Origin of the sequence: Bacillus sp. TE8-1 (genome assembly GCF_008368855.1) — a bacterium.
GTDB classification, from domain to species: Bacteria; Bacillota; Bacilli; order Bacillales; family Bacillaceae_G; genus Bacillus_A; species Bacillus_A cereus.
The window spans coordinates 130,920-144,748 of sequence record NZ_QPET01000004.1; the positions used below are offsets into that span (position 1 = coordinate 130,920).

Here is a 13,829-nt window from a genome sequence, read left to right on the forward strand (position 1 = left end):
CCGTTTTATTTATTAATATCCATTTCGGTTGGTAAATCGATAATATATCTCCCAATATAGCAACCTCTTTAAAACTGTTTAACTGCATTACCAATACCCCAAATTTCATTACTGTACTGCAAAATCGTTCGATCGCTCGCAAAATGACCAGACTGTGCAATATTTAAAATCGACATTTCTAGCCACTTCGTTCGGTTCTCATAAGCTCTACCGACAGCCTCTTGTCTTTCAGCATATGGACCAAAATCTCGCAGAACGAAATATTCATCGTTTTGAATCACGAGAGAATCGTAAATCGCTTCAAATTCAGCTCCCGATTGTGCAAAGAAACCATTTGTTAATTGATCAACTACTTTTTTAATGTGTCTATTGTGGTGATAATAATCACTTGCACGATAGCCACCATTTTGATAGTAATGAAGAACCTCTTCGGCCGTTAAACCGAAAATAAAACAGTTATCATCACCGACCCGGTCTTTTATTTCAACGTTAGCACCGTCTAGCGTTCCGAGTGTAATCGCACCATTCATCATAAATTTCATATTACCTGTTCCCGATGCTTCTTTACTCGCCGTTGAAATTTGTTCACTTACATCCGCCGCTGGGAATATATCTTCCGCTAAAGAAACTCGATAGTTTTCTAGAAAGATAACTTTCATATATTGACTGACATACGGGTCATTATTTACTTTTCTTGCGAGTTCATTTATTAATTTAATAATTTTTTTCGCGTAATAATAGCCAGGTGATGCTTTCGCTCCAAAAATAAAAGTACGCGGATAAAATGTAAAACTAGCATCCTCTTTCAAACGGTTATATAAATATAAAATATGAAGAACATTTAATAATTGTCGTTTATAAGCATGTAATCTTTTCACTTGCACATCAAAAATAGAATTTGGATCAATGGTAATCCCCATTGTATTATGAATACGCTCTGCTAAAATCTCTTTACGCTCTTGTTTTACCTCTGCAAATTTCTCTTGGAAACTCGCATCATATTGAACTAATTGTAGCTCTTGAAGCTTAATCGGTTCTTTCTTCCACTCCGTTCCAATCGCCTCTGAAATGAGATTTGTTAACTGTGGATTTGCTTTCATAAGCCAGCGCCTATGAGCAATTCCATTCGTCTTATTATTAAACTTATCTGGATAAAATTCATAAAACAATCGCATTTCCCGCTGCTTTAATATTTCCGTATGAATTTTTGCTACACCGTTTACGCTATGGCTACCGACAATCGCTAAATGAGCCATTTTCACAAGGTCATGTGCAATAATCGCCATTGCTTCAATACGATCCCACTCATACGGATACTGTTCCCACAGTTCATGACAGAAACGTTCATTAATCTCTTCAATAATCATATAAATTCTCGGTAATAACGGTTTAAAAATGTGAATTGGCCACTTTTCGAGCGCTTCTGATAACGTCGTATGATTCGTATAAGAAATCGTCTGCGTCGTTATGTGCCAAGCTTCTTCCCATGCTAACTTTTCTTCGTCTAGTAAAATACGCATCAGTTCCGGAATTGCTAAAACCGGATGTGTATCGTTAATGTGGATCGCAATTTTTTCATGTAGTTGACGAAGGTCACCATATCTTTCTCTATGCATTCGAACGATATTTTGCAAACTTGCTGATACGAGGAAATACTGTTGTTTTAAACGAAGTATTTTTCCCTCATCATGCGTATCATCTGGATATAAAAACTCCGATACAGCCTCTGTTTCACGCTTATATTTCAAAATATCTTTGCAGTTTTGCGGGAAAGGAACTGGTTCAGCATTCCAAAGTCTAAGTGTATTTACAGTACTCGTCTCATAGCCAACTACCGGCACGTCATATGGCACGGCCATAATGACTTCTGCATTTGTATGCCTAAACTCTAAACGCCCGTCAATTTCTAGCGGTTCAACACTGCCGAAATAACTTACTTCTACAGCTTGATCATACCTTCTTACTTCCCATACGTTTTCATGAAGAAGCCACTGTTCTGGAAATTCAACTTGATAACCATCAACAATTTTCTGATCAAACAAACCATGTTTATAACGAATTCCACAGCCGTGTCCTGGTAAGTTTAAAGATGCGAGTGAATCGAGAAAACAGGCTGCTAAGCGTCCAAGCCCACCATTACCAAGGCCTGCATCTGCTTCCACTTCTTCTAACTCTTGTAACGAAATCCCTAGTTCAGATAACCCCTGCTCGCATACATCTCGAATACCTAAATTCAAGATGTTACTTCCAAGCAAACGTCCAAGCAAAAACTCAATAGACAAGTAATACATTTGCTTTTGCTCTCCGGATCGATAACTCTCGTTCGTTGCAATCCATTGACTATTCATATACTCACGTACCATATGGCCGAGTGTATTATATTGATCACGAGTTGTAGAATCTTTAAAACTTTTACCATACATCGTCTCTAACTTTTCTAGAAAAGTTGATTTAAAACTTTCAACATGAGTAAACATTTTTTCACCACCTACATGTTATTCCATGAGACTTTTATACAATTCCTTATAAGCAAGAGCCGATTGCTCCCAGCTATAATCTTCAGTCATCGCTTGTTTTACAAGCTGCTCCCACACTGGTTTATCATGATAGAATTCAATTGCACGATGAATCGTATGCAGCATGTCATGTGCATTAAAATTCGTGAAACTGAAACCATTTCCTTCTCCAGTTTCTTCATCATAAGAATGTACCGTATCGTTTAACCCACCTGTTTCTCTTACAATTGGAATTGTACCGTATGCTAATGCGATAAGTTGTCCAAGTCCACACGGTTCAAACAGCGATGGCATTAAAAACAAATCGCTTCCCGCATACACTTGGTGAGCTAATTCTTCATTAAATCCGATATAAACTTTTACCTTCTCCGGATACTCATATGCCATCCACTCAAAGAATTGCTCATATTCCGAATCACCTGAACCTAAAATAATACATTGTACATCTTCTTCCATTATTTCGCGGAATACAGTACGTACTAAATCAAGACCTTTTTGCTTCGTTAATCTCGTTACCATTGAAATAATTGGTGTATCCTCTTTTTCTGGCAAACCAAAATAACGCTGCAAGGCGCGTTTATTTTCACTCTTTTCATATAATGACTCTGCATCATACTGAGCCTTAATATACGAATCCGTTTCTGGATTATATACGCTCGTATCAATACCATTTACAATGCCGCTAAGCTTATCATTATATTTTCGCAGTAATCCATCTAACTTCTCACCGAAAAATTTATATTGAATTTCTTCTTTATACGTCGGGCTCACCGCTGTAATTTGATCCGAAGCGATAATACCGCCTTTCATAAAGTTTACGTTTCCATAAAACTCTAGCTGCTCACTATGAAAATATTCATCACCAAGCTCTAACAAGTCGTACATCACTTCAGGAGGAAATACACCTTGGAACTGCAAGTTATGAATCGTATATACCGTTTTAATACGCTCATATAACGGGTTATCTTGATACTTTTCACGAAGTAAGAAATTAACCATAGCCGTATGCCAATCATGGCTATGAAGAACATCCACTTCAAAATCAAGGTGCGGAATACACTCTAACACTGCTTTTGAGAAATAAGAAAAACGCTCTCCGTCATCGTAATGCCCATACAGAGAATCTCTCTTAAAATAATATTCATTATCTATTAAGTAATACGTAATTCCGTCTTGCTCACCTTTTAAAATTCCACAATATTGATTTCTCCACCCAAGAGGGACGTTAATTACTTTATGTAACGTACATCCATCTCTTAACTTTTGCGGAATGAGACTATAATTCGGAAGTATAATACGAACGTCCACTCCTAATTTTTTTAGCTCTTTTGGGAGTGCACCCGCTACATCAGCTAATCCTCCCGATTTCACAAACGGTACACATTCTGATACTGCAAATAAAATATTCACTTGTTGTCCCACTGCGCGAAAAGTTTTTATTACTCCTCTTGCAGCTTCCTCCCTTCGAGTTTTCATTTAAATTAAAACTTTAATCAGTGGAGGAAAAAGCCCCCACTGATTCTTTAGGAATAACTATTAATCGTACTGTTTTGTACGCTTCCTTTTTCTACAACATACGGCTCATCGGCGCTTCCTTTTAATACGACACCGTCGCCAATTTTCACGTCTTTATCAATAATAACACCGTCTATTATACAGTTATCTCCAATTTGGCTCTTTTGCATAATAATACTGTTACGAATAATTGAACCTTTTCCAATTTTAACTGAACGGGAAACAACACTGTTTTCGACTTCCCCTTCAATAATACTGCCATTTGCAATCATTGTATTTTTCACGACTGCACCCTTTAAATAACGAGTTGGTGGCTCATCTTTTACTTTCGTAAAGATAGGTGCTTCTTTCTTAAATAATTGCTTCCAAATAGCAGGTTGCAAAATTTCTAAGCTATGTTTATAGTAACTTTCAATCGAGTCAATAATTGCTACATATCCAGTATGTTCATATGTAGCAATGTGTAATGATTTCCCGCGCTTTTCTCTCACTACATCAAATAAACTGTATTGTTCCACACCTTTATATGACTCAAATAAGTCTAACAATAATTGTTTCTTTAACACGTATGTTTGAAGCGAAACCCCTTCATGGCAAACTTCTGTAATATCAGCTGCCGTATGTATATGTCGCTCTAACACCGCTTGAAAATTTAATGCTGTTACGAGATGGCTATTCGTAATAACAACGTACTCTTCTCTGCTTCTTAGAAAATAATCAATATGTCTTCTAAAGTGTGCAAAAGACCCAAATTCATCTTGGTCACATTGGCAGTTTGGCGGGAATAAAAATAGTCCGTCTCGTTTTCTATCTAAATCCCACTGTTTTCCTGAACCAACATGGTCCATTAACGAACGATTTTTATGGCTTGTAAAAACTGCCACACTATGAATACTAGAATTCACCATATTTGAAAGCATGAAATCAATGAGTCGATAACGGCCCCCAAACGGTAACGCCGCTAGTGAACGATGCCCTGTTACTTTCTTTAAGGAAGGAAAACTTCCCGTTGCATTAATAATTCCTAACATTTTTTCTCCCATTCATTTCATCCCCCTTTTCTATTTCCCTTCAGCAATTAATACTACATCGTCAACATTCTTTTCTGGACGAATGACTGTTCCATCTTCAATAACCATTTCTGATCCAACAATCGCTCTTTCAATCACAACATTTTTACCAATCTTAGCCCCTGGCATAACGACAGAATCAATCACCATACTTCCTTCTTCCACCGTCACTCCTTGGAATAAAACAGAATGCTTCACGTCCCCTTCAATGACGCACCCTTCGTTAATAAGCGATTCTTCTACTTTCGCCTTTTCAGCAATATATTGAGGCGGTTCGTTTGGATTGACAGAGTAAATACGCCAATTACGATCGTTTAAATTCAGTGATGTTTCATCGCGAAGCAAATCCATATTCGCTTCCCATAAGCTCTTCACCGTTCCAACATCTTTCCAATATCCTTCAAACGGATACGCCATTAACTTCTTCCCTTCATCCAATAAAAGCGGAAGTACGTCTTTTCCGAAATCGTTACTAGATTCAGGGTTTCTTGCATCCATCTCTAAATACTCTTTCAAAATTGACCAATTAAAAATATAGATTCCCATTGATGCAAGATTACTTCTTGGAAATTGTGGTTTCTCTTCAAACTCAACAATCTCCATCTCTTCATTCGTATTCATAATGCCAAAGCGACTCGCTTCATCCCAAGGTACTTCAATAACAGAAATGGATACATCCGATTCTTTCTCAATATGGTAATCTAGCATCTTACTGTAATCCATTTTATAAATATGGTCGCCTGATAAAATAAGAACATACTCTGGTTCATATTGACTTAAATAGTTTAAGTTTTGATAAATGGCACTTGCCGTACCTGTATACCACTTAACCCCTGAAGACTCCGCATAAGGAGGTAATACTGTGACTCCACCGTTTACTCGGTCTAAATCCCACGCATTTCCGATTCCGATATAATTATGAAGTTCGAGTGGTTGATATTGCGTTAAAATCCCAACCGTTTCAATACCAGAATTCGCACAGTTACTTAGCGTAAAATCAATAATGCGATATTTACCACCAAATGGAACAGCTGGCTTGGCTAAATTTTTTGTTAATGCACTTAAACGACTACCTTTTCCCCCTGCTAGTAACATTGCTACGCACTTTTGTTTTTGAGCCATCTTGTTTTTTGCTCCCCTTTCTCGTCTTCACTGGTCGTAATATGGATACGCCAAATGGTGGAATTGTAATCTCTACATGTGCTGCTTGATTATGGTACGGTTCTAGAATCGTCTTAAGACGTTTCTTATTCACTTGCCCCGAACCGCCATATTGCTGTGCATCACTGTTTAAAATCTCGTTATAATACTCGAAATCTGGTACACCTACTTTATAGTTTTCATATGTAGCTTTCGTAAAATTACATACGATAACTAACGCATCCTCTTGTTTATCCCCTTGACGGATAAACGAGAAAATACTTTGCTCGTTATTATTAGCATCAATCCACTGAAAACCTTCAGGCGAATGATCAAGCTGCCAAAGTGGTTTTGAGCGCTTATACAATGCTATGAGCTCTTTAAAGTAATCATGCATATAACGATGCATTTCAAAATCATGTAAATTCCAATCTAAATCTTCAAGGTCTTTCCACTCATCAAACTGCCCGAATTCTCCTCCCATGAAAAGTAATTTCTTTCCTGGGTGAGTAAAGAAATATCCATATAATAAACGAAGCTGAGCAAACTTATCCCAGTAATCACCTGGCATTTTATTTAATAACGACTTTTTCCCATGAACGACTTCATCATGAGAAAGCGGTAATATGAAGTTTTCAGAGTACGCATATAGCAAAGAAAACGTCATTTTCTCATGAATGTGTTTCCTATATTCAGGCGCACACTCCATATATTTCAGCACGTCATTCATCCAGCCCATATTCCATTTGTAATTGAATCCAAGCCCACCTTCATACGTTGGAGTTGTTACAAGTGGCCAAGCTGTTGAATCTTCTGCCGTCATAAGAAAATCTTCATCCTCTGCAAACACTGCTTCATTTAACTCTCTTAAAAATGAAACAGCGTGCTCATTACTTTGCTCCTGTCCTTCTTTATTCCAGTACAGCATGTTTGCAACGGCATCCACCCTGAAACCATCAATGTGGAAATATCTCATCCAAAATAACGCATTTGAAATTAAGAAATTACGTACCTCTCTCTTTCCTAAATCAAAATTGACAGTTCCCCATACTGGATTTTCTTGTACATCTTTATCTTTATATTCATAGGTCGGTGTACCATCAAACAAATATAAACCGTGAGCATCTTTACAAAAATGCCCCGGCACCCAATCTAAAATGACACCGATTCCATATTTATGACATTCGTCGACAAAATACATTAAATCATGCGGTGTACCAAATCTACTCGTCGCTGCATAATATCCCGTTCCTTGATATCCCCAAGAACGATCATATGGATGCTCAACAAGCGGCATAATTTCAATATGTGTAAATTGATGTTCCACCACATATGGAATGAGTTCTTCTGCCATTTCCCTGTAAGAGTACAGCGTTCCATCTTCTTTCTTTTTCCAAGAACCAAAATGTAATTCATAAACTGTCATCGCTTCTTTATAAATCGATTTTTTCTTTTTCTTACGAATCCAGTTTTTATCATTCCATTCATATCCCTTTATATCAAAAACTACAGATGCCGTATTCGGTCTTACTTCTGCATATACAGCATACGGATCTGCCTTTAAAATGACGTCACCAGCCAACGTTTCAATCGCATATTTATATATTTCTCTTTCTTCAATATGCGGTATAAACAAGGACCAAATGCCTTCTTCTGTCACTTGTAGCATTTTATGTTGCTCATAATCCCACTCATTAAAATCTCCAACAACACTCATTGCTTTCGCATGAGGAGCCCACACTGTAAATCGTACTCCTTGAATCTCATCTTCCGTCACAACATGTGCGCCAAAGATATTATAACTTTCATAGTACTTTTCTGTATGAAACTCATCTCGTTTCACTTCTTCACAATTTATTACACTCAATATGCTCACCTCACTTAGATGACAGAATTTTTTATACTTTAACTATTTCTGCGAAAAACTGCAATATCCTTGTTAATTTATAAAAAACATTCGTTTTTTTCTTAAAAATGTTAGTTTTCCTTCACATTTCCGTGTAAAATATCGAATTTTGACGAATATTCATTGAAAACGCTTTATTATTCTTCTATATTTTTACCAATTATTTTTTCTCAACCTTTATTTTATTATGTTTATCCTATTTTTCATGCTATTTTTCACTTAAAATCAAAACAAAATAATCTGTCATAAAAAAATGTTTCTCAATATTTTTTGTCACAATTTTATTGAAATGCGAAATTTATAAGCATATACTTGTTCTCAATAAAGAACATCGATCTTTCGTAACCACAATTCATAGCGGACTACTATGTTTACTCGTTTATCCTTGTTGCGAACGGTTGCTATACAAATTTAACTAGGAGGCTTTCTTATGTCATTAAAACAAAAAGTAGGAATGGGAGTTATCACCGCTTCACTTGGCTTATCCCTTACATTCGGCGGTGTATTCGCCTATTTCAGTGATTCAGAAACATCAAGTAACTCATTTCAAGCTGGAACACTAGATATTTCTATTAATCCAAGTGTAATCGTTAATGTGGAAGATTTAAAACCAGGTGATTTTATTGAAAGGAACTTCAAGCTTGAAAATAAAGGTACATTGGATATCGCAAAAGTAGCACTTGAAACATCATATGAAGTTACAGATGCAAAGCAAAATAATGACGGTGAAGATTTAGGTGATCACATTATCGTCAAGTTTCTAGTAAATGATGGACAGCCATCTAATCCAAACGATGATCATGAGATTTTGTGGGAAACAAAACTATCAGAAGTGAACTACCCACCACTTAGCATATCTTACGAGCTTACTTGAAGTGGGGGCTTCTCGGTTAGTCGCTACTTTTAATAGCTAACGAATTTGTCCTAGGACAGCCGAGCTAACACCCTTGTTCCAAAGGTTATTTTGTGCTATTTACGCTATCGCTAGCTAATAGGCGTATGGCTTCTCTTTTAATATTAATAGCTGCGTTATAGTCGCGACTTATTGTTAGTCCACAAGAACACTCATACGTGCGTTCAGATAGTAGCATATCTTTTCTGTTTCCACAATTACTACACATCTTTGTAGAAGGAAACCACCTATCTACTTTTACAAGCTGTTTTCCTTGTTCTTGTAGCTTATATGCTAAAAATGTAGTGAACATCCTCCAACCGTTATCTGCTACACTCTTACCAAAGCGAAGTGCTCGTGACATTCCTTTCATATGTAAGTCTTCAATTGCTACAACATCAAAGTTCGTAGCTAATTCTTTAGACTTATGATGAAGGAAATTTTTACGTTGATTGGCGACTTTTTCATGCAACTTCGCTACACAAATGCGTTGTTTATTCCAGCGTACTGAGCCTTTCACACGTCTTGCTAATACTCGTTGTGCCTTTGCTAATCGATTCAGCATCTGACGATAAAAGCGAGGATAATTGGCTTTCTCATCTTCGCTACTCACATACAATTCGGCCATTGCGAAGTCTAATCCAACTACACTTTCTACTTCTTTCTGAACAATTTCCTTTTCATATTCAGTTAAAACAGACACATAATACTTACCAGTTGGTGTCAGCGAAATCGTGCATGATTTAATGATATGGTTTTGCGGTATCTCTCTATGTTGTTTCAATCGCACTAATTTCAGTTTCGGTAGTTTGATATAACCATGAAATAACATAATATTTCCGTTTACTCTATTTGTTGTATAGGATTTTCTACTCTTTTTACTTTTGAATGTAGGAAAATCACTTTGACCACTAAAAAAATTCTTATACGCAGTTTGCAAGTTTAATTGAGCGTTAGCCAATGCTAATGAATCGACTTCTTTCAACCATTCATACTTCACCTTGTATTTCGCAGGAGTAGGGAATTTTTGTTTCTTTAGTTCTTCCTTGTTCTCTTTGTATTTTTCGTATACTTTTTTTCGTTCAGCTAGCATTTTATTATATACAAAGCGTACACACCCAAAAGTTTTACGTATCAGATTTGCTTGTTCTTCTGTTGGATACAGACGAAACTTGTACGCCTTATTATGCTTTGTCATATTAATTCATCTCACTTTTCGCCTTGATCTCCCATAAACTGTTTTACTTTATCTACGGCTAGCCACCAAAGATGATAACACAACATGAACACTGAGTTACTATTATTTAATTTCATGGTTATACCAAAAGTCTCCTCTTATAAGGCTGATTATATCAGAGGCAAAATAAATAGGACAACTAAATCAAACCGAAATTATCGCTAGCAACTATGGCAAAAAAGGACTAACTGTAAAAGACGGAGACCTTAATAAAGATGGGATTGTCGATGAAAAAGATATTCGCTTCGTCGAAAAGAACTTCTTGAAAAAAGGTCCAGATGCATCTAAATCACAAACACCTGTAGAAAAATCCAAAAGCGGTACACTGGCAGATATTTTAAAGAAATTAGGATTAACGCCTAAAAAATAATAAAGTGAAACTTTAATCAATTGAGGTTTTACTGCCCGGCAAATAGCGGAATAATAAAGAGCACTCTACGTAAAATAGAGTGCTCTTTTTCTATAAACGACCCTTATCCAGCAAAAGGGGTATATTGGGGATATACAAGGGAAACCGGAAAAAGAATTTATATTAAATTATATGAATTTAGAGGTAGGAAGCAGTGTCCCGCCCCTGAATGATTTAGCAATTATTATAGTACTGGTGCCATTGTTTCTTTTAATACTTTTACAGAATGAGCGAACTTCGCTTTTTCTTCTTCATTTAACTCAAGCTCTACGATTTCACGTACACCTTCGCGGTTAATTACAGCTGGAACACCTACGTAAGCATCTTTCTCACCGTATTGGCCTTCAAGGTATGCAGATACAGTTAATACGCTGTTCTCGTTGTTTAAGATTGCTTTAGTTACACGAAGTAGTGACATACCGATTCCGTAGTAAGTTGCACCTTTACGCTCGATGATATGGTAAGCTGCATCACGTACATTTTCGAAGATTTTATCTAAGTCTTCTTGTTTGTACTGTTCGTTGTTAGCTAAGATTGTTTCTAGTTTTTGTACACCGATAGTAGCGTGGCTCCATACTGGAAGTTCAGTATCACCGTGTTCACCAACGATATAAGCATGAACGTTGCGTGGATCTACATCTAAGTAGTCACCTAACATGTAACGGAAACGAGCAGAGTCTAAAGTAGTACCAGAACCGATTACGCGCTCTTTCGGTAAACCAGATTCTTTCCAAGTTACGTAAGTTAAAATATCAACTGGGTTAGTTGCGATTAAGAAGATTCCATCGAATCCGCTATCCATAATGCCGCGAACGATTTGTTTAAAGATCTTTGTATTTTTCTCAACTAAGTCTAAACGAGTTTCACCTGGCTTTTGTGGTAACCCAGCAGTGATAACAACTAAATCTGCATCTTTACAATCTGCATAGCTACCGCTCCAAACTTTTGTTGGTGATGGAGAGAATGGTACCGCATGGCTTAAGTCCATTGCTTCCCCTTCTGCTTTTGCTTCATTAACATCTACTAATACGAATTCTTCAGCTACACCTTGGTTGATCATTGAGTAAGCGTAACTACAACCTACAGCTCCTGTTCCTACTAATACTACACGATTGATACCTTTTTTCATGGTAATTTCCCCTCTCTATTGTTCACATATATTTTTTTATGATTGTTTAAGTAATTAATTAAAATACTAATTTAATGTTGTTTAACTTCTTTACATTCATATTGTAGCACGCATTATTGTGAAAAAGTTCACAAATTATGACCTATTTGTGAACTTTTTCACATAGAGTGTAAAGTTATTGGAATAGGTGTGGAATCCATTTCAATGGAGGCGTTTTCTTTAGATTGTGAAAGGGATTTTCTTGTGGTTTTTGTCGGTAAGTGAAATTATACCAGCGATTTTTAGAATATATCGACCGTAACTCCAAATATATCAGCGATTATTAAAATTTATCGATCGTAACTCAAATTATATCAGCGATTTTTGCAATATATCGACTTACCGACAAAACTCGACAATACTGACAACATAAAAAAACTGTCTTCAGTAGATCACAGCTATTGAGAGAAAGCAACTTCTTCTATATATTATTTATTTTCCACAGTAGCTCCCAGATGCATTTTTCATCGGTTTCTCCAAGTGTAGGAGGCTACAGCCATACAGCTGGGGTAAAAGTTCAAGTTGAAGTTAATTCCTTCATATTCATACAGGTCCAAATAATTAACATGATTGTATTTACGGCTCTCTATGTACCCAACTGCAACAGCGAATACTTCATATTTCTTCTATTGCATAAAAAAGCAGACTATCCAAAGTCCATTTTTATACAACAAAAAAGAGATAGCAGATTATGCTATCTCTTTTAGTATGACCCGTACGGGATTCGAACCCGTGTTACCGCCGTGAAAGGGCGGTGTCTTAACCACTTGACCAACGGGCCAGTTCTGGCAGAGAAGAAGGGATTCGAACCCTCGCACCGCGTTCGCGATCTACTCCCTTAGCAGGGGAGCCCCTTGAGCCACTTGGGTACTTCTCTATAAATATGGCTCCGCAGGTAGGACTCGAACCTACGACCGATCGGTTAACAGCCGATAGCTCTACCACTGAGCTACTGCGGAACAATTATGGTGGGCCTAAATGGACTCGAACCATCGACCTCACGCTTATCAGGCGTGCGCTCTAACCAGCTGAGCTATAGGCCCATAATTGAAAAGCGGGTGAAGAGAATCGAACTCTCGACCAGAGCTTGGAAGGCTCTTGTTTTACCACTAAACTACACCCGCATTAAATTGTAAATGGTGAGCCATGAAGGACTCGAACCTTCGACCCTCTGATTAAAAGTCAGATGCTCTACCAACTGAGCTAATGGCTCATTTTGAAAGTGGTGCCGACTAGAGGACTTGAACCCCCAACCTACTGATTACAAGTCAGTTGCTCTACCAATTGAGCTAAGTCGGCTTGCGACTTCAAAATGGTGGCTCGGGACGGAATCGAACCGCCGACACGAGGATTTTCAGTCCTCTGCTCTACCGACTGAGCTACCGAGCCTTTATGTAAAAATGGCGGTCCCGACCGGGGTCGAACCGGCGATCTCCTGCGTGACAGGCAGGCATGTTAACCACTACACCACGGGACCATTTGGTTGCGGGGACAGGATTTGAACCTGCGACCTTCGGGTTATGAGCCCGACGAGCTACCGTGCTGCTCCACCCCGCGATGATAAAATATTTACTTTAGAAAAAATGGAGGAGGTAGAGGGATTCGAACCCCCGCGCGACTCTCGCCGCCTGTCGGTTTTCAAGACCGATCCCTTCAGCCGAACTTGGGTATACCTCCGAGATATATACGTCTAATGGTGGACCTTGTAGGACTCGAACCTACGACCGGACGGTTATGAGCCGTCTGCTCTAACCAGCTGAGCTAAAGGTCCTTTATGGTAGCGGCGGAGGGGATCGAACCCCCGACCTCACGGGTATGAACCGTACGCTCTAGCCAGCTGAGCTACACCGCCATAAATGATATTAATATAAGTGGAGCCTAGCGGGATCGAACCGCTGACCTCCTGCGTGCAAGGCAGGCGCTCTCCCAGCTGAGCTAAGGCCCCATGTTTTTTAGGAATATCGGGAAGACAGGAT

Annotated in this window: 7 protein-coding genes, 14 tRNA genes and 2 pseudogenes; 2 read left to right on the plus strand and 21 right to left on the minus strand. The window is 38.0% G+C overall.

Going from position 1 to position 13,829, the window contains the following annotated elements:
- Positions 1-68: 68 nt before the first annotated feature.
- The 5 genes from glgP to glgB all read right to left on the minus strand — a co-directional run bounded on the left by glgP (position 69) and on the right by glgB (position 8,108).
- Positions 69-2,477 (minus strand): glycogen phosphorylase, encoded by a 2,409-nt coding sequence (gene glgP, locus DN404_RS04990; protein ID WP_000494108.1) that lies wholly within the window; start codon positions 2,475-2,477, stop codon positions 69-71.
- Positions 2,478-2,495: 18 nt separating this feature from the next.
- Positions 2,496-3,926, minus strand: a complete 1,431-nt coding sequence (glgA, locus tag DN404_RS04995; RefSeq protein WP_049107271.1) for a glycogen synthase GlgA — start codon at positions 3,924-3,926, stop codon at positions 2,496-2,498.
- 113 nt (positions 3,927-4,039) lie between these two features.
- Positions 4,040-5,074, minus strand: coding sequence for a glucose-1-phosphate adenylyltransferase subunit GlgD (glgD, locus tag DN404_RS05000; RefSeq protein WP_000504168.1), 1,035 nt, complete (start codon positions 5,072-5,074; stop codon positions 4,040-4,042).
- An 18-nt stretch (positions 5,075-5,092) separates the two neighbouring features.
- On the minus strand, positions 5,093-6,223 hold the full coding sequence (glgC, locus tag DN404_RS05005; protein WP_016123516.1) for a glucose-1-phosphate adenylyltransferase: 1,131 nt from the start codon (positions 6,221-6,223) through the stop codon (positions 5,093-5,095).
- A complete protein-coding gene (glgB, locus tag DN404_RS05010) occupies positions 6,171-8,108 on the minus strand; it encodes a 1,4-alpha-glucan branching protein GlgB (RefSeq protein ID WP_149214790.1) in 1,938 nt (645 codons plus the stop codon). The genes glgC and glgB overlap by 53 nt, the downstream gene beginning before the upstream one ends.
- A gap of 469 nt (positions 8,109-8,577) precedes the next feature.
- On the opposite strand from glgB, the pseudogene DN404_RS05015 reads away from it, so the two are divergent.
- A pseudogene (locus DN404_RS05015) lies at positions 8,578-8,982 on the plus strand (TasA family protein); the annotation flags it as partial.
- Positions 8,983-9,106: 124 nt separating this feature from the next.
- Here DN404_RS05015 and DN404_RS05020 read toward each other — a convergent pair.
- Positions 9,107-10,237, minus strand: a complete 1,131-nt coding sequence (locus tag DN404_RS05020; protein ID WP_060632709.1) for an RNA-guided endonuclease TnpB family protein — start codon at positions 10,235-10,237, stop codon at positions 9,107-9,109.
- A gap of 178 nt (positions 10,238-10,415) precedes the next feature.
- Between DN404_RS05020 and DN404_RS05025 the strand changes: the two are divergent.
- Positions 10,416-10,646, plus strand: a pseudogene (locus tag DN404_RS05025) (hypothetical protein); the annotation flags it as partial.
- Between the two features lie 223 nt (positions 10,647-10,869).
- Here the strand turns inward: DN404_RS05025 and DN404_RS05035 are convergent.
- The 15 genes from DN404_RS05035 to DN404_RS05105 form a co-directional block, all read right to left on the minus strand.
- A complete protein-coding gene (locus DN404_RS05035; protein ID WP_000715339.1) occupies positions 10,870-11,814 on the minus strand; it encodes an L-lactate dehydrogenase in 945 nt (314 codons plus the stop codon).
- Positions 11,815-12,562: 748 nt separating this feature from the next.
- Positions 12,563-12,634, minus strand: a tRNA-Glu gene (locus tag DN404_RS05040).
- Positions 12,635-12,639: 5 nt separating this feature from the next.
- A tRNA-Ser gene (locus tag DN404_RS05045) sits at positions 12,640-12,730 on the minus strand.
- A 7-nt stretch (positions 12,731-12,737) separates the two neighbouring features.
- Positions 12,738-12,812, minus strand: a tRNA-Asn gene (locus DN404_RS05050).
- Between the two features lie 7 nt (positions 12,813-12,819).
- Positions 12,820-12,896 (minus strand) — tRNA-Ile (locus DN404_RS05055).
- Positions 12,897-12,906: 10 nt separating this feature from the next.
- A tRNA-Gly gene (locus tag DN404_RS05060) sits at positions 12,907-12,977 on the minus strand.
- 13 nt (positions 12,978-12,990) lie between these two features.
- Positions 12,991-13,066: transfer RNA gene (locus DN404_RS05065), tRNA-Lys, on the minus strand.
- A gap of 10 nt (positions 13,067-13,076) precedes the next feature.
- Positions 13,077-13,152: transfer RNA gene (locus DN404_RS05070), tRNA-Thr, on the minus strand.
- A 14-nt stretch (positions 13,153-13,166) separates the two neighbouring features.
- Positions 13,167-13,242 (minus strand) — tRNA-Phe (locus DN404_RS05075).
- Positions 13,243-13,254: 12 nt separating this feature from the next.
- Positions 13,255-13,330: transfer RNA gene (locus DN404_RS05080), tRNA-Asp, on the minus strand.
- A 3-nt stretch (positions 13,331-13,333) separates the two neighbouring features.
- Positions 13,334-13,410 (minus strand) — tRNA-Met (locus DN404_RS05085).
- 27 nt (positions 13,411-13,437) lie between these two features.
- Positions 13,438-13,530 (minus strand) — tRNA-Ser (locus tag DN404_RS05090).
- Positions 13,531-13,547: 17 nt separating this feature from the next.
- Positions 13,548-13,624 (minus strand) — tRNA-Ile (locus DN404_RS05095).
- Between the two features lie 4 nt (positions 13,625-13,628).
- Positions 13,629-13,705, minus strand: a tRNA-Met gene (locus DN404_RS05100).
- A 20-nt stretch (positions 13,706-13,725) separates the two neighbouring features.
- Positions 13,726-13,798 (minus strand) — tRNA-Ala (locus tag DN404_RS05105).
- Positions 13,799-13,829 lie beyond the last annotated feature (31 nt).

Coding starts and splice junctions, on each gene's coding strand:
- glgP (WP_000494108.1), bottom strand. CDS start 2,477: ATGTTTACTCATGTTGAAAGTTTTAAATCAACTTTTCTAGAAAAGTTA.
- glgC (WP_016123516.1), bottom strand. CDS start 6,223: ATGGCTCAAAAACAAAAGTGCGTAGCAATGTTACTAGCAGGGGGAAAA.
- glgD (WP_000504168.1), bottom strand. CDS start 5,074: ATGGGAGAAAAAATGTTAGGAATTATTAATGCAACGGGAAGTTTTCCT.
- DN404_RS05020 (WP_060632709.1), bottom strand. CDS start 10,237: ATGACAAAGCATAATAAGGCGTACAAGTTTCGTCTGTATCCAACAGAA.
- DN404_RS05035 (WP_000715339.1), bottom strand. CDS start 11,814: ATGAAAAAAGGTATCAATCGTGTAGTATTAGTAGGAACAGGAGCTGTA.